Here is a 20,526-nt window from a genome sequence, read left to right as displayed (position 1 = left end):
TTTGACGCGCCTTTCGGGCACGGCCGAAAAACTCTCAAGCTCTGAGGCTGGCTGGCCGGCGAAATGCTTCCCAGCCTCGAACTCGATCTGCACATCGCCGCGCGCGGCTCGCGCCTGGCCAGCCTGCATGCGGCCCTGCGCGAGGCCATCGCCGGCGGCCGGCTCGCGCCGGGGCTGCGCCTGCCGTCGTCGCGCGAGCTCGCGGCGCAGGTGGGCGTGTCGCGCAACACGGCCGTGGCGGCCTACGAGCTGCTGGCGTCCGAAGGCTGGCTGGAGTCGCGCGGCGGCGCGGGCAGCTTCGTCGCCGAGCTGCCGCGGGCCGTGGTGCAGGTGTCGGACCGCGCCAGCGTCGCGCCCTGGGCGGACAGCCCCTGGCTGCGCGGCGAGCTCGCCGTCATGCCGCCGCCGGCCAGCCGCGGCCCGGCGCCGGCCTGGCGCTTCATGACCGGCACGCCCGACATCGCGAGCTTCCCCTTCGACGTGCTGCGCCGGCTGCAGACGCGCGCGCTGCAGGCGGTGGCCCGCGAGCCGGCGCGCTACTCGCGCCCGCAGGGCCTGCCGGCGCTGCGCGAGGCGATCGCCGGCCATGTGTCGTCCGCGCGCGCGGTGGCCTGCACGGCGGACGACGTCATCATCACGGCCGGCGCCCAGCAGGCCTTCGACCTGATCGCGCGCGTGCTCGTCGCGCCGGGGCGCACGCTGGCCGCCGTCGAGGACCCGGGCTATCCGCCGCTGCGCGCCGCGCTGGCCGCGTCCGGCGCGCGGCTCGCGCCGGTGCCGGTGGACCGCGAGGGCCTTGTCGTCGACGCGCTGCCGGCCGGTGCGCGCATCGTCTGCGTGACGCCGTCGCACCAGTTTCCGCTCGGCGTGGCGCTGTCGCTGGCGCGGCGGCGCGAACTGCTCAACTGGGCGGCGCGCGAGCAGGCCGTCATCGTCGAGGACGACTACGACGGCGAGTTCCGCTTCACGCCGCGGCCGCTGGACGCGCTGAAGACACTGGACCGCGACGGCCGCGTGTTCTACGTCGGCACGCTGTCCAAGAGCATGCTGCCGGTGCTGCGCATCGGCTTCATCGTCGCGCCGGCCTGGGCCCGCGAAGCCCTCATCGCGGCCCGGCAGGCGACCGACTTCGCCGCGCCGGCCCTGATGCAGATGGCCGTGGCCGACTTCATCGCCGAAGGCCATCTGCTGCGCCATGTGCGGCGCATGCGGGCCGAGTACGCCGAGCGGCGGCGCGCGCTGGAGCACAGCCTCAGGCAGCAGCTGGGCGCGCGGGCCGACATCTACCCGGCCATCGCCGGCCTGCACCTGGCCGCGGCGCTGCCGGTCGACTGCGCGGCGCTGGCGCAGCGCGCCTGGAGCGCCGGCGTCGGCGTGGAGCCGCTGAGCCGCTACCGCCTCGCCGCCGAAGGCGTGGACGGCCTGGTCTTCGGCTACGGCGCGATCGGCGCGGCGCGCATCCCCGAGGCCGTGCGGCGCTTGGCCGAGGTGCTTGGCACCCTCTGACTTGGCGAACTTGGCTCTGTGATGGCAGGGGCGGCCTGCCTACGCTGGCGCGTCGCAGTCACCGAGAACCCCATGCCCCATTTCATCTGCCGCACCTGCGGCAGCGAGCACGAAGACCGTCCGCGCCCCCCGATGCTCTGCCCCATCTGCACCGACGAGCGCCAGTACGTCGGCTGGCAGGGCCAGGCCTGGACGACGCACGAGGAACTGGCCGCCACGCACCGCAACCGGCTGGAGATGGACCAGGGCCTGTTCGGCATCGGCGTCGCGCCCAATTTCGCGATCCCGCAGCGCGCGCTGCACCTGCCCGAGGCCGGCCTGCTGTGGGAGAGCACGGCCCTGGTCACGCCGGCGGCGGTGGCCGAGCTGAAGCGGCGCGGCGGCGTCGAGCGCATCTGCATCTCGCACCCGCATTTCTATTCGGCCATGGTGCGCTGGAGCGAGGCCCTGGGCGGCGTGCCCGTCTATGTGCACGAGAACGACCGCCAGTGGGTCAGCCGCAGCTCGCGCTGGCTGGAGTTCTGGCGCGGCGACACGCTGGACCTGGGCCGCGGCGCGACGCTGCTGCGCTGCCCGGGCCACTTCCCCGGCAGCACGGTGCTGCACTGGCAGGGCGGCAGGCGCGCGCTGCTGCTGGCCGGCGACGCGCTGCACGTGGCGCAGGACCGGCGCCATGTGAGCTTCATGTACAGCGTGCCCAACCATGTGCCGGCGCGGCCGGCGCTGGTCAGGGAGACGCAGGCGCGGCTGCGCGGCCTGGCCTTCGACGACGTCTACGGCTTCACCTGGGGCCTGAACATCATCGGCCGCGGGCGTGCCGCGGTGGACGCGTCCTTCGAGCGCTATTTCGGCATGGTCGGTCAGGCCGCCTGCTCGACGTGAGCGTGGCGGGTGTAGAGGAAGTCGATGACCTGCTTGCGCGCCGCCACATAGCGCGCGTCCTCGGCCAGCTCCACGCGCACGCGCGGCCGCGGGATGCCGACGTCGAGGATCTCGCCGATGGTGGCCGCCGGCCCGTTGGTCATCATGACGATGCGGTCGCTCAGCAGCACGGCCTCGTCCACGTCGTGCGTGACCATGACCACCGTGCTCTGCGTGCGCGCGACGATCTTGAGCAGCTCGTCCTGCAGCCGCGCACGGGTCAGCGCGTCCAGCGCGCCGAAGGGCTCGTCCATCAGCAGCACCTTGGGCTCCATCGCCAGCGCCCGGGCGATGCCGACGCGCTGCTTCATGCCGCCGGAAATCTCGTGCGGGCGCTTGTGCAGCGCGTGGTTCATGCCCACCAGCTCCAGAGCGGCGCGGGCGCGCAGGTGCAGGCGCACGCCGGGCTCCCTGCGGCCGAAGACGGACTCCACGGCCAGCAGCACGTTCTCCAGGCAGGTCAGCCAGGGCAGCAGCGAGTGGTTCTGGAACACGACGGCGCGTTCCGGCCCGGGCGCGGCGATCTCGCGGCCGTCGCAGATCAGCGCGCCCTCGCTGGGCTGCAGCAGGCCGGCGATCAGGTTCAGCAGCGTGGACTTGCCGCAGCCCGAGTGGCCGATCAGCGAGATGAACTCGCCGCGCTGCACGTCGAGATTGATGCCCCGCAGCGCATGGAAGCGCCCCTTGCGGGAGTTGAACACCATGTCGGCGTCCTGGACCTGGATGAAAGGTTTCATGACGTCAGTCCTCATCGAAAGTGAAGTGGCGGGCCAGGGCCATCAACGCCCATTCGAGCAGCAGCCCGACGATGCCGATGACGAAGATGGCGATGATGATGTGGGCCACGTTGAGGTTGTTCCACTCGTCCCAGACCCAGAAGCCGATGCCGACGCCGCCGGTCAGCATCTCGGCCGCGACGATGACCAGCCAGGCCGTGCCCACGGAGAGGCGCACGCCGGTCAGCACATAGGGCAGCACGGCCGGCAGCAGGATGCGCGTGATGACGCGCCACTCGCTCAGGCGCAGCACGCGGGCGACGTTCAGGTAGTCGGTCGGCACGCGCTGTACGCCGACGGCGGTGTTGACCACCATGGGCCAGATCGAGCAGATGAAGAGGGTCCAGATCGCGGCCGGGTTGGCGCTCTTGAAGGCCAGCAGGCCGATGGGCAGCCAGGCCAGCGGCGACACCGGCTTGAGCAGCGCGATCAGCGGCGAGACCATGCGGTTCGCGAACTCGAAGCGGCCGACGACGAAGCCCAGTGGGATGCCGACCAGGGCCGCGAGCCCGAAGCCCACGCCGACGCGGCCCAGCGAGTTCAGGATGTTCCAGCCGATGCCGACGTCGTTCGGGCCCTTGCGGTAGAAGGGGTCGGCGAAGAGCTGGGTGGCGGCCTCCCAGGTCTGGGCCGGCGTCGGGAAGCTGCCGCCCTTCTGCGTGGCCAGGGCCCAGAGGCCCAGCAGCAGCGCGAGGCTGAGCACGGGCGGCAGCACGCGCAGCGCGATGGCCTGCCAGTCGATGGCGCGGCGTGGCGGCCGGGGCCGGGCTTCGGGCACCGCGGCCGGGCGGCTGGCGGGCGCGGGCGCGCTGCCGGAGGGAAGGGCGACGGCGTCGCGCGGCGAGTGGAAGACGGCGGAGACCATGTCCTTGTTCCTCAAACCTTGACCTTGAAGCTGTCGGCGTACTTGGCGGGGTCCTTGCCGTCCCACACCAGCCCGTCCAGCAGCCTGGAGCTGCGCATGGCGTCCCTGGGCACGCTGACCTTGAGCGCGCTGGCGGCCTGGGTGTAGAGCGCCGTCTGGTTGATGGCCTTGGCGGTGCCGAGGTAGTCGGGGTGGTCCTTGATGAGGCCCCAGCGCTTGTGCTGGGTCAGGAACCACATGCCGTCGGACAGATAGGGGAAGTTGACCGCGCCGTCGTCGAAGAACTTCATGTGGCGCGGGTCGTCCCAGGTCTTGCCCAGGCCGTTCTGGTAGCGGCCCAGGATGCGCTGGTTGATCGCGTCGACGCCGGTGTTGACATAGGCCTTGTCGGCGATGGTCTCGGCCATCTTCTGCTTGTTGGACAGGCTGGCGTCGATCCAGCGGCTGGCCTCCAGCACGGCCATGATGACGGCGCGCGCGGTGTTGGGGTACTTCCGGGCGAAGTCGCCGGTGGTGCCCAGCACCTTCTCGGGATGCTCGGGCCAGATGTCCTGCGTCGTCGTGGCCGTGATGCCGATGCCGTCGATGATGGCGCGGTGGCCCCAGGGCTCGCCGACGCAGAAGCCGTCCATATTGCCCACGCGCATATTCGCCACCATCTGCGGCGGCGGCACGGTGATGACCTTGGCGTCCTTCATCGGGTTCACGCCGTGGGCCGCGAGCCAGTAGTAGAGCCACATCGCATGCGTGCCGGTGGGGAAGGTCTGCGCGAAGCTGTAGTCGCGCTTGTCCCGGGCCATGAGCCTGGCGAGCGAGGCGCCGTCCACCGCGCCGGCCTCGGCCAGCTTCTTCGACAGCGTGATGGCCTGGCCGTTGCGGTTCAGCGTCATCAGCACGGCCATGTCCTTCTTCGGGCCGGCCACGCCCAGGTGCACGCCATAGACCAGGCCGTAGAGCACATGGGCCATGTCGAGCTCGCCGTTGACGAGCTTGTCGCGCACGCCGGCCCAGGAGGCTTCCTTGCTGGGGATGATCTTGATGCCGTACTTTTTGTCGAAGCCCAGCACCGAAGCCATCACGATGCTGGCGCAGTCGGTCAGCGGGATGAAGCCGATGCGCACCTCTTCCTTCTCGGGCTTGTCGGAGCCCTGGGCCCAGGCGCCGCCGGTCATCGTGGCGGCGGGCAGGGCGGCCGCGGCGGCCAGCAGGCGGCGGCGCGTCGGGTCGGGCGTGGCGGGCGAGGGGTCGCGGAAGGTCATCACGGGCTCCTGGAATGCAAGCGAAACGACGGCGCGACCCGGCTTCGCCGGGCGGCCGAAGGCCGCGCGGCAAAAGGGGAGGTCGGACGCCGTTGTCCTGAAGCGCCGGCCGATTCATCAGCCGGCCGGCCCAAGAGGCCTGCGCCATTGCAGGCCTCATCCCGTTTCAGCAGATTGCGTGCCAGCCCGTTGGATGCCCGGACCGGCCGGCTTCGCACAGGGCTGGCGCACCGTGCCCCGGCGGTGCGCGCGTGCTGGTGCGCCGCGCCCCAGTTCGGTTTCAGCGCGGGCGCAGCAGCTCGGCCGCATCGATCAGGCGCGTGGCCACGGCGGCCATGGTCTGCCCGCCGTCCATCGCAAGCTGGCGCAGGCGCTGGAAGGCGGCCTCCTCGTCGAGGCCCTGCTCGCGCATCAGGATGCCGCGGGCGCGCTCGACGAGCTTGCGTTCGGCGAGCTGGGTCTGCGCGTGGCGCAGTTCGCGCAGCAGGGCCTGGTCGCGGTCGAAGCGGGCCAGCGTCAGCTGCAGCAGCGCGCCCAGGCGCTGGGGTGGCAGGCCGGCCAGCTGCAGCGTGCTGACGCCGGCCTGGAGGGCCGCCTGCATCTGCCCGGGCGCCATCTGTTCGGCAACGAGGGCGACGGCGCGCGGCTGGTGCTGCTGGGCCTGGGCGAGCTGGGCCAGCAGGTCGGCGCTGGGCTGGTCGCAGTCGATCAGCAGCAGTTGCGGCGCGAGGCCCTTCATGGCCTTGGCCAGCGAGTCGGGCTGGTCGACGAGGTCGATGACGTCGACGAGCTGGCAGCGCAGCCGGATCAGCTCAAGGCGGATGACGGGGCTGCGGCGCTGCCCGGCGTCCGCCAGCAGCACGCGCAGGCCGGGCAGGGAGAGGGGCTGGGGCGTGTTCATGCCCCAGGCCAGTGCAATTAGCGTGCCGTGGCCGTGCTCAGGGGCGCGTGGGCAGGTAGAGCTCGACGCTGCGCGGGCCCAGGTAGCGCGCATAGGGCGGCAGCCGCGGGTCGGGCTGGCGCTGCTCGACGCGCAGGCGCTGCATGGCCTGGTACCAGGCCATCTCGAGTTGCTCGGCCGGGCCGTCGAAGCGCAGCAGATACGCCGGGTGGGCGGGCTGCTCGTGCAGCGTCAGCTCAGTCGGCAGGGCAGCGTCGGACGGCAGCTCGACGCCGACGCGGCAGTCGACGATGCGCAGCTTGAGCTGGGTTTTCAGATAGTGGACGACGGCCGTGCCCTCGCCCGGCAGACCGGCCGCGGCGAGCCTGGCGCGCACGTCGGCGATGCGCGGCGGCAGCTCGGCGGCCAGCGTGTCCAGCGGGCCGCGGTAGGGCGCCTGGGCGCTCAGCCGCGCGGGCTGGTCCTGCAGGCCGGCGTAGTCCAGCGTGTAGTCGGGCGCGCGGTTTTCCAGCACGGCGGCGAGGCGGTCGAGGCCGAAGCGCAGGTCCAGGCTGGTCGCCCCCTGCACGGTCTTGGCGAAGGCGCGCAGCGTGAAGGCGACGCGGCCCTTGAAGCGCCAGCTCACCTGGGTGCCGCCGGGCGCGGGCTCGAAGCGCCAGTCCGAGCGGCCCTTGCAGGCGAAGGGCAGGTCGAAGTCGAGACGCTGGCGCAGCGCGCGCGAAGGCGTCTGCGCGAGCTGGCGCACACGGCCGCGGCCGACGTGGGCCACGTCCCAGGCCAGCGTGGTGCCGTCGACTTCGGCGCCCGTGCCGGCCGGTGCGTGCTCCAGCCAGGGGTTCCAGGCCTGCCACTGCGCCAGGTCGGCCACGCGCTCGTACGCCGCTTCGGGCGGCACCGCGATGAAGCGGCTGTGCTTGGCCAGCACGCGGCCGCTGTAGCGGCCCATGTAGACGAACAGCGCCACGATCAGAAAGGCCAGCACAAAGAAGAAGGCGCTCATCGCTTGTCGGGGTCTGGATGGAAGAAAGCCCGGCCGGGGCCGGGCTGTTCGTTGGGGCGCAGGGCGTTACAGCATGCCCATGGCCTTGGGCACCACCAGGGTCAGCCACGGCCAGTAGGTGACGATGATGAGGAAGACGATCATCGTCAGCAGCCAGGGCATGACGGCCTTGGTCAGCTCGGTGATGCCGAGCTTGGAGATGCCCGAGGCGACGTAGAGGTTCAGGCCCACCGGCGGGTGGCACAGGCCCACTTCCATGTTCACGTCGATCAGGATGCCGAAGTGCACCGGGTTCACGCCCAGCTGCATGGCGGCCGGGAAGAAGATCGGCGCCATGATCAGGATGATCGACGAGGGGTCCATGAAGTTGCCGGCGCCCAGCAGCACCAGGTTGACGACGAACAGGAAGCCGTGCTGGCCCAGGTTCATCGACAGCAGCCAGTCGGCCAGTTGGTGCGGCAGGTTCTCGTTGGTCAGCACGAAGGAGAACAGCACCGCGTTCGTGATGATGTAGAGCAGCATCGCGGACATATTGGCCGAGTCCTTCAGCACCTTGGGCACGTCGGCCATCTTCAGGTCCTTGTAGACGAAGATGGACACGAAGAAGGAGTACACCGCTGCCATCGCCGCCGCCTCGGTCGCCGTGAAGGCACCCGACCAGATGCCGCCGACGATGATGACGACGAGCAGCAGGCCCCAGAAGCTCTCGCGGAAGGCCTTGAAGCGGGCGCCCCAGCCGGCGCGCGCCAGGCGCGGGTAGTTGTTCTTGCGGGCGATCCACCAGGTCACGACGGCCAGCATCAGCGCCAGCAGGATGCCGGGCAGCAGGCCGGCGACGAACAGCGCGCCGATGGAGGTGTTGGTCGAGATCGCGTAGATGACCTTGGGGATCGACGGCAGCATCAGGATGCCGAGCGAGCCGGCCGTGATGATGACGCCGGCGCCGAAGCGCATCGGGTAGCCGTGGGCCACCATGGCGGGCAGCACGATGGAGCCGATGGCGACGACGGTGGCGACCGACGAGCCGCAGACCAGCGCGAACATCGAGCAGGCCAGGATGGACGCGAGCGCCAGGCCGCCGTGGAAGTGGCCGACCATGCTGGTCGCGAAGTTGATCATCCGCCGCGCGACGCCGCCGTGCGTCAGGAAGTTGCCGGCCAGGATGAAGAAGGGGACGGCCATGATTTCCCACTTCTCGATGCCGGTGAACAGCTTGTGGGCCACTTCCATGGCCGGCACGTCCGTCATCGTGAAGATGAAGGTCAGCACGGTCAGGCCCAGCGAGATCGAGATCGGCATGCCGGTCAGCATCAGCGCCAGCAGCAGACTGAAGATGATGAGGGCGTTCATTTCCTGTTCTCCTCCTCGACGTGCAGGGGCGCTTGCTCTTCGATGCCCTGCACATGGGACTCGTCATGCTTGGGCAGCTCGCCGGTCTTCCAGAACGCGACGCAGACCTGGATGAAGCGGTAGCTCATCAGCGCCGAGCCCAGCGGGATGGCGAGGTAGATGATCCAGGTGTGCCATTCCAGGTCCGGGTCCGTCGGTCCTTCGGGCACCTCGTCGTTCGGCTGGCCGATCAGGTCGAGGAAGGCGTAGTGCGCGCCGTTCTTCCACACGAAGACGGCGCCGAGCACCGCGATCACGCCGGTGAAGAAGGCACCGGCGCTCAGCCCGAAGATGACGAACCTGCCACGGTTCTTGGGCGCCATGCGGTTGATGACGACGTCCACGCCGACGTGGATGCCGGTGCGCACGCCGTAGGCCGCGCCGAACTTGCACATCCAGACGAACAGGATGGTGCACAGCGTCTGCGCCCAGCTCAGGTCGAGCTTGAGCGCGTAATCCTGGATATAGGGCACACCGGCCAGATAGCGGTGCACGACGGCGACGAAGATGATCAGCGTCGCGGCGGCCATCAGGAAGGAGATCAACCACTCCTCCAGATGGTCCAGCATTTTGTTGAACATGAGTTTCTCCAGACCGTTGTTGGCCTTGGCCGAGCGGTTCCGACTGCTCGGCGACTGCCACTGCCAGGCCGCTGGCAGCGCCCCCTTGAGGGGCGTGCGAAGCGCGCAGGGGGTAGCTGATTACTTCGGCGCGACGAAGCTGGCGGCCTTGTACGCAGCTTCGATGGTGGCCTTGCCCACGCGGCCTTCCATTTCCTTGTGGACCGGCATCAGCGCCTTCTTCCATTCGTTGGTCTCGGCCGCCGTCGGCGTGTAGACGCTCACGCGGCCGCTGGCCTTGATGCCCTCCAGCGCGCGGCCGTTCTCGGTGCTGGCGATGGCGTTGGCGTAGATGGTGGCGTCCTTGATCGCGCCTTCCAGCTGCGTGCGGATGTCGGCCGGCAGGCCGTCCCAGAACTTCTTGTTGACGATGACCGCATAGGCCAGGTGGCCGTGGTTGGACAGCGTCATGTGCTTCTGCACCTCGAAGATCTTCTGCGTGTAGAAGTTGCTGGGCACGCCCTCGGTGCCGTCGACGACGCCGGTCTGCAGCGCCTGGTAGAGCTCGCTGAAGGCCATCACCTGCGGGATCGCGCCGAGGGCGCGCATCTGCGCGTCCAGCACCTTGCTGGACTGGATGCGCATCTTCAGGCCCTTGAAGTCCGCCACGTTGTGCAGCGGCTTGTTGGCGCTCATGATGTGGAAGCCGTTGTCCCAGTAGGCCAGGCCCTTGATGCCCTTGGGCTCCAGCTTCTTGAACAGGTCGGCGCCGAGCGGGCCGTCGGTGACGGCGCGGAAGGCGTCGGTGTCCTTGAACAGGAAGGGCAAGTCGAAGACCTCGAACTCCTTCACGCCCAGCGGGCCGAACTTGGCCAGCGACGGCGCCAGCATCTGGACCGAGCCCAGCTGCAGCGCCTCCATCTCTTCCTTGTCCTTGTAGAGCTGGCTGTTCGGGTAGACCTCGACCTTCACGCGGCCGTTGGTGCGCTGCTCGGCCAGCTCCTTGAAGCGCTGCGCGCCCTTGCCCTTGGGCGTGTCGGGGGCGACGACGTGGCTGAACTTGATGACGATGGGCGCCTGGGCCTGGGCGGCGAAGGAAAACGCCGACAGCGCGGCCACGGCGGAAGCGAGAACAAGACGGCGCAAGGGCATGATTGTCTCCGTAGGGTAGTAGGTATGGGGCGCGATTCTTCCGACCCGCCGCCTGCGGGGGTAGTTGTGGAGTTCCACATTTCGCACGGCCTCGCGGCTCCATAGACTGCGAGCCATGAATCTGCGCGAGCTGCTGCCCCGAAGCCTGTGGCTGGCCCCCCTGGGGTTATCCCTGGTCTTCGTGCTGGGCGTGCTGGCCTGGGTGCGGGCCAACGAGGCCGACGAGCAGGAGCAGCAGCGCCAGACCATGATCTCTGACGCCCTCAGCACCGAGGCCCAGCTGCGCGACCGCATCGACGACGAGCAGGCCCATCTGCGCCAGCTGGCCGCCGCGCTGGCCGGCCAGAAGCCCAGCACCGCCGCGCTGGCGGCCCATCCCGAGGTCAACGCCGGCCTGCGCCGGCTGTGGCAGTCCGTCACCTGGCTGGACGCGCGCAACCGCGTGCTGGCCGAGGTGCCCGAGGACGCCGAGGCGGCCCATTCCGACGACGGCCTGTCCCTGCACCTGACGGCCCGCGTCGCGCCGGACGGCGTGCTCGTCGTGCGCTATGCGCCGGCGCTGATGCTCAAGCGCGGCGTGCCCTGGTGGCTGGCGCGCAAATACGACGTGCAGCTGGTCGACAGCGCCGACCAGGTCATCGCCTCGACGACCGACTCCCCGATGCGCGCCGCCCAGGGCGCGCGCCCCAGCTACCGCGTCGCGCTGACCGGCCCGCTGCGCGCCAGCCCGCTCGCGCAGTCGACGCTGACCGACGCCGCGCTGGAGCTGACGCTGCGCGAGCCCGCCGTCAACGGCGTGCGCCCGCTGGCCTGGGTGCTGGTGGCCGGCTTCCTGCCGCTGATCGCCGTCGCGAGCTGGCTGATCCGCCGCCAGATGCGCCAGGTGCAGCGCGCCGAGGTGGCCGGCCGCACCGAGGCCGCCTGGCGCCGCGCGATGGAGGACTCGGCCCTCGTCGCGCTGCGCGCGCGCGACTTCGACGGCCGGCTGCTCTACGTGAACCGCACCTTCTGCGACATGGTCGGCCTGCCGGCCGAGCGGCTCGTCGGCCTGCTGCCGCCCATGCCCTACTGGCCGCCCGACGCGCTGGCCGAGGTGGCCGAGCGCAACCGCCGCAACCTCGCCGGCCAGGCGCCGCGCGAGGGCTACGAGGCGCACTGGCGCCACAGCTCGGGCCGGCTGGTGGACGTGATGGTCTTCGAGTCGCCGCTGGTGGATGCCGGCGGCCGGCAGATCGGCTGGATGGGCAGCATCATCGACATCACCGAGCGCCGCCGGCTCGAGGAGCGCGAGCGCCGCCAGGTCGAGACCCTGGCCCACAACGCGCGGCTGACCATGCTCGGCGAGGTCGCCTCCACGCTGGCCCACGAGCTCAACCAGCCGCTGACGGCCATCGCCAGCTACAACGCCGGCATCGCCAACTCGCTGGCCAAGCTGGGCGTGCAGGACGAACTCGTCGGCGGCGCGCTCAAGCGCCTGGGCCAGCAGGCCGAGCACGCCGGGCGCATCGTCGCGCGCATCCGCGAGTTCCTGACCCGGCGCGAGCCCCGCCACGAGCCCTGCGACCTCAACGAGGTCATCAGCGCCGCCGTGGAGCTGCTGCGCCGCGAGCTGCAGCGCCGCGAGATCGCCCTCGACCTGGCGCTGTCGCCGCAGGCGCCGCCGGTGCTGGCCGACGCGGTGCTGATCGAGCAGGTCGTCATCAACCTCGTGCGCAACGCGGCCGACGCGCTGCTGGCGCGCCCGGCCGGGCGGCACATCGCCGTCAGCAGCCGCATGGCCGGCGACTTCGTGCGCATCGACGTGCAGGACAACGGCCCCGGCCTCGCGGGCCGGCGCGTCGAGCAGCTCTGCGCGCCGTTCTATTCCACCAAGGCCGACGGCATGGGCATGGGCCTGGCCATCTGCCGCTCCATCGTCGAGGCCCACCAGGGCGTGCTCGACGCCAGCGAGGCCGCCGCGGGCGGCGCGCTGTTCTCCTTCAGCCTGCCGCTGAGCCGCGAAATCAACCCGGAGCCCGCGCATGGCTGACGGCCTGGTCCACCTCGTCGACGACGACCTCGGCGTGCGCGATGCGCTGGCCTTCCTGCTGCGCTCGCGCGGCCTCACGGTGCGCGCCTTCGACGGCGGCCCGGCGCTGCTGGCCGCGCTGGATGCCGAAGGCCCGCCGCGCGGCGTCTTCCTGCTCGACGTGCGCATGGAGCCCATGACCGGCACGCGCCTGCACGACGAGCTGCTGGCGCGCCGGCTGAAGAACCCCGTGCTCTTCCTGACCGGCCACGGCGACATCCCGATGGTCGTCGAGGCGCTGAAGAAGGGCGCCTTCGACTTCCTCGAAAAGCCCTACAGCGACAACGCGCTGGCCGACCGCATCGAGCAGGCCCTGGCCGTGGATGCCGCCATGCAGGCCGAAGGCGCCCAGGCCGCCGAGCGCAGCGCGCGGCTGGCCAGCCTGACCGAGCGCGAGCACGAGGTCATGACGCGCGTGGCGGCCGGCAAGCTCAACAAGGTCATCGCGGACGAGCTCAATGTGTCGGTGCGCACGGTGGAGGTGCACCGCGCGCGCGTGTTCGCCAAGCTCGGCGTGCGCTCGGCGGCCGAGGTCGCGACGCTGCTGGCGGGGCGCTAGCGCAGCGGATCGACGGGCCTGCGCTCACGCCGCGCGGCGAGTGGTGCCGGCCTCACAGCGGCAACTCCCAGACGCCGCGGCCATAGGTGGCGGCACGCAGCAGCTTTCCGTCGGCGGACAGGTGCAGATCCTTCACGTTCACCAGGGGCATGTTGGCGCCGAAGCGGCTCCAACTGGCGCCGCCGTCGGTCGTGCGGTACACGCCGAGCGCGGTTCCCGCGTAGACCGTGTTGCCGGTCGCGTCGCGCCAGTCCGCCAGCAGTTTGTTGACCTCGATGCGGGGAAGGCCCGCCGAGGCCACGGTCCACGTGAGGCCGAAGTTCATCGTCTTCACGACCGGCCGGCCCGGGGTGATGCTGCCCACGTAGAGCGTGCTGCCATCGCCCCAGGCGGCGCTGCTGACGCCCGCGTAGCGGGGGAGCAGCGTGCGGATCGAGCGTTGCGTCCAGGTGGCGCCGCCGTCGGTGGTGATGGCGACCGCGCCGCCGTTGCATCCGACGGCCAGCAGATCGATGTTGGTCGGGGCCACGGCCATGTTCATCATGTTGCTGTTGAACCGGCAGGTCAGGCCCGGATTGCCGTTCGGGAAGAAGCCGCCGAAGCGGCTCAGGCCGATCGCCTGCCAGGTCGCCGCCCCGTCCTGCGAGCGGTAGACGCGCAACCCGGTCTTGGTGAAGAAGACCAGGCCGGTGGGATCGGCCATCGCCGTCGGAGTGAGCACCGGCGTGTAGAAGTAGTAGTAGTCCGGATTCCTCAAGATGCCGCGCGAGCGCGACCACTTGCTGCGCGCGTTCGGCGGGTTGTCCGTGGCGTAGCGGATGCGCGAGTAGTACAGCGATCCGACGCTCGCCGCGTCATTGGCCTGGCTCCAGCCGGTGCCGAAGCCGTCGCCGCCGAGCACGCCGTCCCAGGTGCTCTGGTTGGGGATGCGCAGCAGCGTGCCGTTGTCCTGCGCGCCGCTCAGCATGAACGAGGGGTTCGCGCCGGCAGCCGTGGCCGAATAAAGCAGCTCGGTCACGAGCCCGTCGTTCTTGCCGTCGTCGAAGCTCTTGCCGTCGTTGGACGACACGAAGATGCCGCCGTCGGTGCCGAGCACGAGGGCGGGCGCCCCTTTGAGGCTGACCATCGCCGCCGCATGCATGTCGGCGTGCACATAGGGCAGGCCGAACTCGCCGAGCCAGCCGCTGAGCAGCGTCCAGCTCGCGCCGCCGTCGCGCGTCACCGCGCTGGAGAGCTGTCCGCCGAGAAAGACGGTGTTGCGGGCCGGGTCGCGCGGGTCGACCAGCAGCAGCTGGTTGTACCAGGCCTGGCTGGCGAGGATGTCCATCGTCGGCTGGTCCGGGTTCGGGTTGGTCGGCGCCTTGCCGGTGATGCCGAGGGCCGTCCACGTCAGGCCGCCGTCGACGGACTTGAACAGGTCGAGCTGAGCGCTGCCGCCGGCATTGCCGGCGATCGCGTACACCGTGGCATCGCCCGGCGCAGCGACGGCCAGCGTGATGCGGCCGGCGGCGGGCAGGTCCATCACGGCGCTCCAGGTGTTGCCGCCGTCGGTGGACAGCGCGATGCCCCCCGTTCCGCTGCAATAACCCCGAGCCCAGGCGCAGCTGCCCTGCGTCGCCGCGAGCCAGCCCCTGGAGGAACGCTGCAGGCTCCAGACGCCGCGCCCGGCGAGCGCCGCCGAGACCAGGCGCGCATAGCTGGCGCCGGCATTCGTCGATCGATACAGGCCGGCGTCGGTCCCCACGAGGACCGTGTCGACGCCGCTGGACGTGTCGACCTTGACGTCGGTCACGATGATCGCGTCGGGCAGGTCGGCGAAGGGGGACCAGGTCCGGCCGGCATCGGTGGACTTCAGCATCACGCCGGTGACCGATGTGGTCGCGTCGAAGGGGTCGCCGATGCCGAGGTAGAGCACGTCGGTGCTGGCGCCGAATGCCACCGAACCGCCCGAGGTGCTGTAGGCGCCGTCGGTGAGCGGCATCCAGTCCGGCTTGTTCTTCGAGAAGTTGTCCGTGCGCCAGAGGCCGCCGCCGGCGGACAGCACATAGACCCGCTCGGGGCGGGCGGGGTCCGGCAGCACATTGCGCATCCGGCCGACGTTCGTGCTGGTGCGGTGGTAGATGCTGTTCCACCAGTTGTTGCGCGCCGGGCCGATCGACGACCACACCGGCACGCCGGCCGGTGCATTGCCGCCGGGCAGCAGCGCGGCGTTCTGGGCCCTTTCCTGATCGGCCGCCGCGTTCGCGATCGCCTTCGCGTCCAGCGTGCGCACGCCCCCCCTGGCCTCGCAGACGGCCGCCATGCGCGCCGCCACGACGCCGGCCTCGTCTTCCCGGTCGGAATCCACCACCGTGCCGAGCGCGGTGAGGCAGTTCGCCGGCGCATCGACGTCGGCATCCGACTGGGCTTGCGCGGCCGGTGTGCCCGCTGCGATGCACAACCCCAGGCCGAAACCCCAAAAGCCGTTCCTCATCGCCAGCTCCTCGAGAGACTGCGGAAGGGTTTCGAATGTACGAGCGACGGCCCAGGCCGGGGTAGGGCTGCGGGCGGTCCCGCCCCGCGAATGTGGGGCGGGCATACCCTGATGTCGGGCCACGTTCTTCGACCAACGGCTCGCGGGGCGGCGGCTCCGGCCTCAGCAGTGGGTTGCAAATGCATCGCTTGGCGGCGATCCGATCCGATCCGCATCGGTAGCGGTCGGATGCTTTCGACAGGCCGCGTCCCGGAGCACCGCGGCGCTGCGCAGGGCATCGAATGAAGCAACCCAACTGAGGGATTCATCGCGCGGGTCGACCGGAACATCATGGCCCGCTTGGCGCGAATGGGCGCGCCGGCCCGGCACATGGCTGCCGTGGAGTGAGAGGTCCAGCAGAAAGGTCGATCACGATGTCCATCCGCACCACCATCTCAGCCGCCATGCCGCGCGCCGCCGCCTGGCTGGCGATCGGCGTCTTCGCCGGCGCGGCCGCTGCCGGCGGCAACCGCTTCAAGGCCACCGGGCCCGACATGGGCGCCGGCGAGGGCAGCGAGTTGCGCACGCCGCTGCAGTTCGAGGCAGAGGCGCAGAACAACCCGCTGGCGGGCAGCCAGGTGCTGTTCTCGCGCTGCCGCCGCGCACCCTTCGATGCGGCCGGCCTGTACCTGCCGCTGGCCGGGCCGGAGCGCGACGCGATCGTCGGCGACACCGCCTTCGCCTTTCCGGACGGCTCGACCTGCTTCAACCCGCAGAACGAGCAGAACGTCGTCGTCAACCCGGCCAACGACCGCCATCTGGTCACGTCGGCCAATGAATACCGGGCCAATGCGCACGTGGCCTATGTCTCGATGAACCGTGGCGCGACCTGGGCCAATGTCGTGCTGCCGGGCTGGACGCGCGACACCGGCGGCTCGGGCCTCTTCGGCCTGCTCGATACCTGCGGCGACCCGGTGCTGGCGTTCAGCCGCGACGGCGCCCGCCTCTACTACGCCGGGCTGGTCTGCAACTTCGACAAATCCCCGCGGCAGATCTCCGGCGTGGCGGTGGCCGTGTCGACGGACGGCGGCATGCACTGGGAGGCGCCGGTGATGGTCAGCTCGGCCGCCAGCAGCAATTTCTTCCAGGACAAGGAGTGGATAGGCGTCGGCAACGACGGCACGGTCTACCTGAGCTGGACGCGCTTCTACCAGGGCCCCAGGGGCGCGGGCTATCTGCGCTCGCCGATCGTTATGGCCAGCTCGCGGACGGGTGGCAAGTCCTGGTCCTCGGTCAAGGAGGTGTCCGACGACGCCCACCCCTACAACCAGGGCTCGCAGGTCGGCATGGCGCCCGACGGCACGCTCTATGTGGCCTACGAGGGCTCGGCGGCCGCCAACCTGGCCCACGATGCGCTGATCGTGGCCCGCTCGGTGGACGGCGGCACGAGCTTCGCCAACACCGAGGTGGCAAGGGTCTTCGACGACGCCGACTGCTACCCCCTCCAGCGCCCCGGCGCGCAGGGCCGGCAGACGCTGTCCTTCATGCAGTTCCGCATCAACAGCTTCCCGTCCATGGCCATCGACCCGAGCAACGGCACGGTCGCCATCGTCTGGGCCGACAACGAAGGCGCCGGCAACTGCGGCAGCGGCGCGCCGGCCTTCGCGGGCACGACGTCCAACCAGGTCAAGCTCGTCACGACGAGCAACGGCACGGCCTGGTCGGCGCCGCGCACCATCACGACGGGCGCGGCCGACAAGGTCTACCCCTCCGTCGGCGCCAACGCCGGCCGCATCGCCGTGGGCTTCTACACGCGCGAGTATTCGCCGCTGCCGACCGCCATCGACCGCCGCTGCGGCATCGCCGAGATCGACACCGTCACCGGCGGTGTCGTGCTGCCGGCCGACCCGGCGCGCCGCGACGCCCCCGTGTGCATGGACTGGGCCATCCGCTCGTCGACCGACAACTTCGCGGCGCAGACGCGCGTGTCGGCGCAGTCGTCCAACCCCTACATCCAGTTCGCGGGCGCCTTCATCGGCGACTACACCGGCACGGCGCTCGACGCCAGCGGCAAGGCGGTCACGGTGTGGACCGACTTCCGCGGCAACCCGGGCGTCACGAAGCCGAACCAGGACACGCTGCTCGGGATCGACTACTGACCGGGCCGGGCATGGCGGCGGCGGCGCTTGCCGGCGGTTCGGGCGTGGGACGATCCGCCCGGCAAGCCCATGAACCGCATGATCCGCCGCCTGCCCCACGTCGCCACCGCACTGCTCGCCGCGGCGGGGCTGTCGGGTTGCGGCTACCTCGGCGGCATGACCCTGGGCCATCTCGACATCGAGCCGGCCGAACTGCAGGCGCGCATCGCGACGCGGTTTCCGCTGCGCAACTGCAAGCTCGTCATCGCCTGCCTGGACCTGTCCAACCCCGTGGTCGTGCTCAGGGAAGGCGATGACCGCATCGGCCTCGACGCGGACGTGAGGCTGCTGCTGGGCACGCGCGAGAGGACCGGCCGCATCGGCCTGTCCGGCCGGCCGCGCTATGTGCCGAACGACGGCCAGCTCTTCCTGGACGACCTGCAGATCACGACGCTGGAACTGGCCGGCTTCCCGCCCGAATACGCCGAGCTCGTGAAGGCCAACGGCGCCGTGCTGGCCCGGCAGGCGATGCAGTCTCACCCCGTCTACACGCTGGACGGCAACGGCGCCAAGGGCGCGTTCGCCAGGCAGGCCGTGCGCGACGTGAAGGTGGTCCACGGCAAGTTGAGGGTGAGTTTCGTGGGCTCCAGCGATTAGGGCCTGTTCACACGACGGGGATCGGATGCGTTGTCACTCAAAAGCCCGCGAGCAAGGCGCGAAGTCGAAGCTGGGGTCATCCCCAGCGAGGCTTCGCAACGCCGCGCGCGGGCTTTTGAGTAACAACCCTTCGGGAGAGGGTCTGCGCGGGCGCGTGGTGTCGTTGCGCGCCTTGCCTGGGCATGAGCCCAGGCGGCGTCGCACGCCTAGCCCTGCACCCGCGCAGACCCTCTCGCACCGATTCCCGTCGTGTGAGCAGGCCCTAGGCCTGCAGATAGGCAATCCGCCGGATCGGCGTGAACGCCGCGCCCAGCGCCACCACCACCAGCAGGCAGGCCGCCGCCGCCGTGAACAGCTGGGTCACGTCCAGCACGCGCAGCGCTGCGCCCGCCGCGGCCGAAGCCAGCGGGGCCAGGCCCATGACGATGAACATGAAGAGGGCCATGCTGCGGCCCAGCATCGCGGGCGGGATGCGCCTTTGCAGCCAGCTGTAGACGGCCACCTGCACGAAGCCGCCTAAAGCGCCCAGCGGCAGCAGCAGCAGCGCCCCCTGCCAGGCCGCGTGCACATGGCCGAAGACGAGGAAGACGGCGCCGGCCAGGCTGTCGATCAGCAGCACCGTGCCGCCCAGCGTGGACAGCCGCCAGTGCGGCTTCAGCCCCGACACGGCCATGCCGGCCAGCGCGCCCAGGCCGTGGGCGGCGAGCATCAGGCCCAGCGCCGCGGCGCCGCCGGGCAGGCGCTCGCTGGCCAGCACCGGCAGCGCCACCTGGATGGGCCCGCCGACGAAGAAGGCGATGGCCGAGAAATAGAGGAAGAGGGCGCGCAGCTCGCGGTCCTGCCAGCAGCTGCGCAGCGACTCGGCGATGGCCGCGAACACGGGCTGGGCGGCCTTGGCCTCGCGCGCGGCCGTCTGCACGCGCGCCAGCGTCCAGGCCGACACGGCGAAGCTGAAGGCGTCGAAGCCGAAGGCCCAGGCCAGGCCGCCGCGGCCCAGGCCGGGGGCGCCGCCCGTGGTGACGAGCAGCCCGGCCAGCACCGGCCCGAGCAGCAGCACGAGCTGGCCGGCGCCCATCAGCAGGCCGTTGGCCGGCTGCAGCAGCGCCACCGGCACGGCCTGCGGCAGGATGGCGCTGCCGGCCGGATAGCTGAAGGCGGTGGCCAGGCCGATGGCCAGCGTCAGCGCATAGACCTGCGGCAGCGTGATGGCGCCCGCGGCCGTCAGGGCCGCCAGCGTGCCGAGCAGGGCGGCGTTGATCCATTTGGTCAGCCACAGCACGCGCCGGGGCGAGTGGCGGTCCACCAGCGCGCCGCCGACGAGGATGAAGACGGCGCGCGGCAGGCTGCCCAGGGCCAGCACCGTGCCCAGCACCAGCGGGTCGCGGCTGATCGACATGACCAGCCAGGGCAGGGCGAGCAGCGTGAACTGGTCGCCCAGCATGGACAGCAGGCCGCCGCCCAGCAGCCAGCGGAAATTGGCGTTGCGCAGCAGCGCGCGGCGCGGGTCGGCGGTGTCCGGCGTGGTCGTCGTCATGCTTGCTCCTCGGGCGGCAGGGAAGCCTTGGAAAGGCGCAGATAGGCCAGCAGCTCGGGCGTCACGCCGGACTGGCGCACCAGCTCGGGCTCGGCCGCATACATGCGCTTCATCGTGGCCTCCATGCGGGGCATGTCGGCAGAGGCGGACATGAACTGCTTCTGCAGCGACAGCCAGCGCCGCACCAGCGCCTGCACCTCGGGCGCGGCCGGGTCGCGGCCGGCCTCCATTGCGTCGCGGGCCGCGCGGATCAGCGCGGGCCAGGCCTGCTCCACCGCGTCGCGCTCGGCGGCGGGGATGGCCTCCCAGTGCCGGCGCAGCGAACGCATCTGCTCGGCGCTGAACCAGCGCTCCTGCACGCGGCGGATGGCCATCGCGTCCAGCAGCACCTGCAGCGCGTCGCCACCATCGCCGTGCAGCGCCAGCCGCTTGGCGGCATTGCGCAGCGTCTGCAGCAGCGTCTCCTGGGCCAGCAGCTGGGCCTCGATCTGCTCGATCTGGCCCTGCAGCACGGCGGCCAGCGGCTGCGGCGCCTCGCCGTCCAGCAGCGGCGCGATGGCCTTCAGCGACAGGCCGGCGTCGCGCAGGGCCAGCACGCGGTGCAGGCGCAGCACGTCGGCCTCGCCGTAGCGGCGGTAGCCGGCCTCGCTGCGGCCCGAGGGGCGCAGCAGGCCGAGTTCTTCGTAGTGGTGCAGCGTCCGCACCGTGAGGCCGGCGCGCTTGGCCAGCTCCCCCACCGTGTAGTCCATGTCGGCAGTCCCGCTCCTGGTTGACGGGCCGCATCATCAA

At 70.9% G+C, this 20,526-nt stretch carries 17 protein-coding genes; 6 read left to right on the top strand and 11 right to left on the bottom strand.

The annotated features are described in order from the left end of the window. The first annotated feature begins 63 nt into the window (after positions 1 to 63). Entirely contained in the window at positions 64 to 1,506 is a 1,443-nt protein-coding gene (gene pdxR, locus NYP07_RS15435) for a MocR-like pyridoxine biosynthesis transcription factor PdxR (protein ID WP_268151914.1), read from the top strand. A 72-nt stretch (positions 1,507 to 1,578) separates the two neighbouring features. Further along, on the top strand, positions 1,579 to 2,388 hold the full coding sequence (locus tag NYP07_RS15430; protein WP_268151912.1) for a hypothetical protein: 810 nt from the start codon (positions 1,579 to 1,581) through the stop codon (positions 2,386 to 2,388). Here the strand turns inward: NYP07_RS15430 and NYP07_RS15425 are convergent. The 8 genes from NYP07_RS15425 to NYP07_RS15390 all read right to left on the bottom strand — a co-directional run bounded on the left by NYP07_RS15425 (position 2,367) and on the right by NYP07_RS15390 (position 10,329). Further along, positions 2,367 to 3,164 carry an ABC transporter ATP-binding protein gene (locus tag NYP07_RS15425; protein WP_268151910.1) on the bottom strand — a complete coding sequence of 266 codons (798 nt, stop codon included), beginning with the start codon at positions 3,162 to 3,164 and terminating at the stop codon, positions 2,367 to 2,369. The two genes, NYP07_RS15430 and NYP07_RS15425, sit on opposite strands and share 22 nt — an antisense overlap. 4 nt (positions 3,165 to 3,168) lie before the next feature. After that, complete coding sequence (ntrB, locus tag NYP07_RS15420) at positions 3,169 to 4,068, bottom strand: nitrate ABC transporter permease (protein ID WP_268151909.1); 900 nt, start codon at positions 4,066 to 4,068, stop codon at positions 3,169 to 3,171. An 11-nt stretch (positions 4,069 to 4,079) separates the two neighbouring features. Further along, positions 4,080 to 5,327, bottom strand: a complete 1,248-nt coding sequence (locus tag NYP07_RS15415; protein WP_268151907.1) for a CmpA/NrtA family ABC transporter substrate-binding protein — start codon at positions 5,325 to 5,327, stop codon at positions 4,080 to 4,082. Positions 5,328 to 5,607: 280 nt separating this feature from the next. Further along, positions 5,608 to 6,228, bottom strand: a complete 621-nt coding sequence (locus NYP07_RS15410) for an ANTAR domain-containing response regulator (protein WP_268151905.1) — start codon at positions 6,226 to 6,228, stop codon at positions 5,608 to 5,610. A gap of 37 nt (positions 6,229 to 6,265) precedes the next feature. Then, on the bottom strand, positions 6,266 to 7,228 hold the full coding sequence (locus NYP07_RS15405) for an SRPBCC family protein (RefSeq protein ID WP_268151903.1): 963 nt from the start codon (positions 7,226 to 7,228) through the stop codon (positions 6,266 to 6,268). A gap of 66 nt (positions 7,229 to 7,294) precedes the next feature. After that, positions 7,295 to 8,578 (bottom strand): TRAP transporter large permease, encoded by a 1,284-nt coding sequence (locus NYP07_RS15400; protein WP_268151901.1) that lies wholly within the window; start codon positions 8,576 to 8,578, stop codon positions 7,295 to 7,297. Then, the gene (locus NYP07_RS15395; protein WP_268151899.1) at positions 8,575 to 9,198 is read right to left on the bottom strand and encodes a TRAP transporter small permease; all 624 of its coding nucleotides are present in this window, start codon (positions 9,196 to 9,198) and stop codon (positions 8,575 to 8,577) included. Before NYP07_RS15395 ends, NYP07_RS15400 begins: the two co-directional genes overlap by 4 nt. Positions 9,199 to 9,318: 120 nt before the next feature. Further along, positions 9,319 to 10,329: a TRAP transporter substrate-binding protein gene (locus tag NYP07_RS15390; protein ID WP_268151898.1), complete on the bottom strand. Its 1,011-nt coding sequence runs from the start codon at positions 10,327 to 10,329 to the stop codon at positions 9,319 to 9,321. Positions 10,330 to 10,444: 115 nt separating this feature from the next. Here NYP07_RS15390 and NYP07_RS15385 point away from each other — a divergent pair, with 115 nt between their 5' ends. Together NYP07_RS15385 and NYP07_RS15380 are read left to right on the top strand one after the other, a co-directional pair. Then, a complete protein-coding gene (locus NYP07_RS15385) occupies positions 10,445 to 12,358 on the top strand; it encodes a PAS domain S-box protein (RefSeq protein WP_268151896.1) in 1,914 nt (637 codons plus the stop codon). Then, on the top strand, positions 12,351 to 12,956 hold the full coding sequence (locus NYP07_RS15380) for a response regulator transcription factor (RefSeq protein ID WP_268151894.1): 606 nt from the start codon (positions 12,351 to 12,353) through the stop codon (positions 12,954 to 12,956). Before NYP07_RS15385 ends, NYP07_RS15380 begins: the two co-directional genes overlap by 8 nt. A 52-nt stretch (positions 12,957 to 13,008) precedes the next feature. Here NYP07_RS15380 and NYP07_RS15375 read toward each other — a convergent pair whose 3' ends face one another. Then, complete coding sequence (locus tag NYP07_RS15375) at positions 13,009 to 15,429, bottom strand: WD40/YVTN/BNR-like repeat-containing protein (RefSeq protein ID WP_268151892.1); 2,421 nt, start codon at positions 15,427 to 15,429, stop codon at positions 13,009 to 13,011. A gap of 413 nt (positions 15,430 to 15,842) precedes the next feature. Between NYP07_RS15375 and NYP07_RS15370 the strand changes: the two genes are divergently transcribed. Further along, a complete protein-coding gene (locus NYP07_RS15370; RefSeq protein WP_268151890.1) occupies positions 15,843 to 17,567 on the top strand; it encodes a sialidase family protein in 1,725 nt (574 codons plus the stop codon). A gap of 69 nt (positions 17,568 to 17,636) precedes the next feature. Continuing rightward, positions 17,637 to 18,203 carry a DUF1439 domain-containing protein gene (locus NYP07_RS15365; protein WP_268151888.1) on the top strand — a complete coding sequence of 189 codons (567 nt, stop codon included), beginning with the start codon at positions 17,637 to 17,639 and terminating at the stop codon, positions 18,201 to 18,203. 262 nt (positions 18,204 to 18,465) lie between these two features. Here NYP07_RS15365 and NYP07_RS15360 read toward each other — a convergent pair whose 3' ends face one another. Beyond that, complete coding sequence (locus tag NYP07_RS15360; RefSeq protein WP_268151886.1) at positions 18,466 to 19,737, bottom strand: MFS transporter; 1,272 nt, start codon at positions 19,735 to 19,737, stop codon at positions 18,466 to 18,468. Then, positions 19,734 to 20,486 carry a MerR family transcriptional regulator gene (locus tag NYP07_RS15355; protein WP_268151884.1) on the bottom strand — a complete coding sequence of 251 codons (753 nt, stop codon included), beginning with the start codon at positions 20,484 to 20,486 and terminating at the stop codon, positions 19,734 to 19,736. The genes NYP07_RS15360 and NYP07_RS15355 overlap by 4 nt, the downstream gene beginning before the upstream one ends. Positions 20,487 to 20,526: the final 40 nt, after the last annotated feature.

This window comes from Pelomonas aquatica (genome assembly GCF_026712205.1).
Lineage (GTDB): Bacteria > Pseudomonadota > Gammaproteobacteria > Burkholderiales > Burkholderiaceae_C > Pelomonas > Pelomonas aquatica.
This window is presented reverse-complemented; position numbering and strand designations above follow the sequence as displayed.

Excerpts from the sequence above, each read along its gene's own strand:
- NYP07_RS15360 (WP_268151886.1), bottom strand. The coding sequence starts at position 19,737 with ATGACGACGACCACGCCGGACACCGCCGACCCGCGCCGCGCGCTGCTG.
- pdxR (WP_268151914.1), top strand. The coding sequence starts at position 64 with ATGCTTCCCAGCCTCGAACTCGATCTGCACATCGCCGCGCGCGGCTCG.
- NYP07_RS15365 (WP_268151888.1), top strand. The coding sequence starts at position 17,637 with ATGAACCGCATGATCCGCCGCCTGCCCCACGTCGCCACCGCACTGCTC.
- NYP07_RS15400 (WP_268151901.1), bottom strand. The coding sequence starts at position 8,578 with ATGAACGCCCTCATCATCTTCAGTCTGCTGCTGGCGCTGATGCTGACC.
- NYP07_RS15425 (WP_268151910.1), bottom strand. The coding sequence starts at position 3,164 with ATGAAACCTTTCATCCAGGTCCAGGACGCCGACATGGTGTTCAACTCC.
- NYP07_RS15430 (WP_268151912.1), top strand. The coding sequence starts at position 1,579 with ATGCCCCATTTCATCTGCCGCACCTGCGGCAGCGAGCACGAAGACCGT.
- NYP07_RS15385 (WP_268151896.1), top strand. The coding sequence starts at position 10,445 with ATGAATCTGCGCGAGCTGCTGCCCCGAAGCCTGTGGCTGGCCCCCCTG.
- NYP07_RS15395 (WP_268151899.1), bottom strand. The coding sequence starts at position 9,198 with ATGTTCAACAAAATGCTGGACCATCTGGAGGAGTGGTTGATCTCCTTC.
- NYP07_RS15405 (WP_268151903.1), bottom strand. The coding sequence starts at position 7,228 with ATGAGCGCCTTCTTCTTTGTGCTGGCCTTTCTGATCGTGGCGCTGTTC.
- NYP07_RS15370 (WP_268151890.1), top strand. The coding sequence starts at position 15,843 with ATGTCCATCCGCACCACCATCTCAGCCGCCATGCCGCGCGCCGCCGCC.
- NYP07_RS15380 (WP_268151894.1), top strand. The coding sequence starts at position 12,351 with ATGGCTGACGGCCTGGTCCACCTCGTCGACGACGACCTCGGCGTGCGC.
- NYP07_RS15415 (WP_268151907.1), bottom strand. The coding sequence starts at position 5,327 with ATGACCTTCCGCGACCCCTCGCCCGCCACGCCCGACCCGACGCGCCGC.
- NYP07_RS15410 (WP_268151905.1), bottom strand. The coding sequence starts at position 6,228 with ATGAACACGCCCCAGCCCCTCTCCCTGCCCGGCCTGCGCGTGCTGCTG.
- NYP07_RS15375 (WP_268151892.1), bottom strand. The coding sequence starts at position 15,429 with ATGAGGAACGGCTTTTGGGGTTTCGGCCTGGGGTTGTGCATCGCAGCG.
- NYP07_RS15355 (WP_268151884.1), bottom strand. The coding sequence starts at position 20,486 with ATGGACTACACGGTGGGGGAGCTGGCCAAGCGCGCCGGCCTCACGGTG.
- NYP07_RS15390 (WP_268151898.1), bottom strand. The coding sequence starts at position 10,329 with ATGCCCTTGCGCCGTCTTGTTCTCGCTTCCGCCGTGGCCGCGCTGTCG.
- ntrB (WP_268151909.1), bottom strand. The coding sequence starts at position 4,068 with ATGGTCTCCGCCGTCTTCCACTCGCCGCGCGACGCCGTCGCCCTTCCC.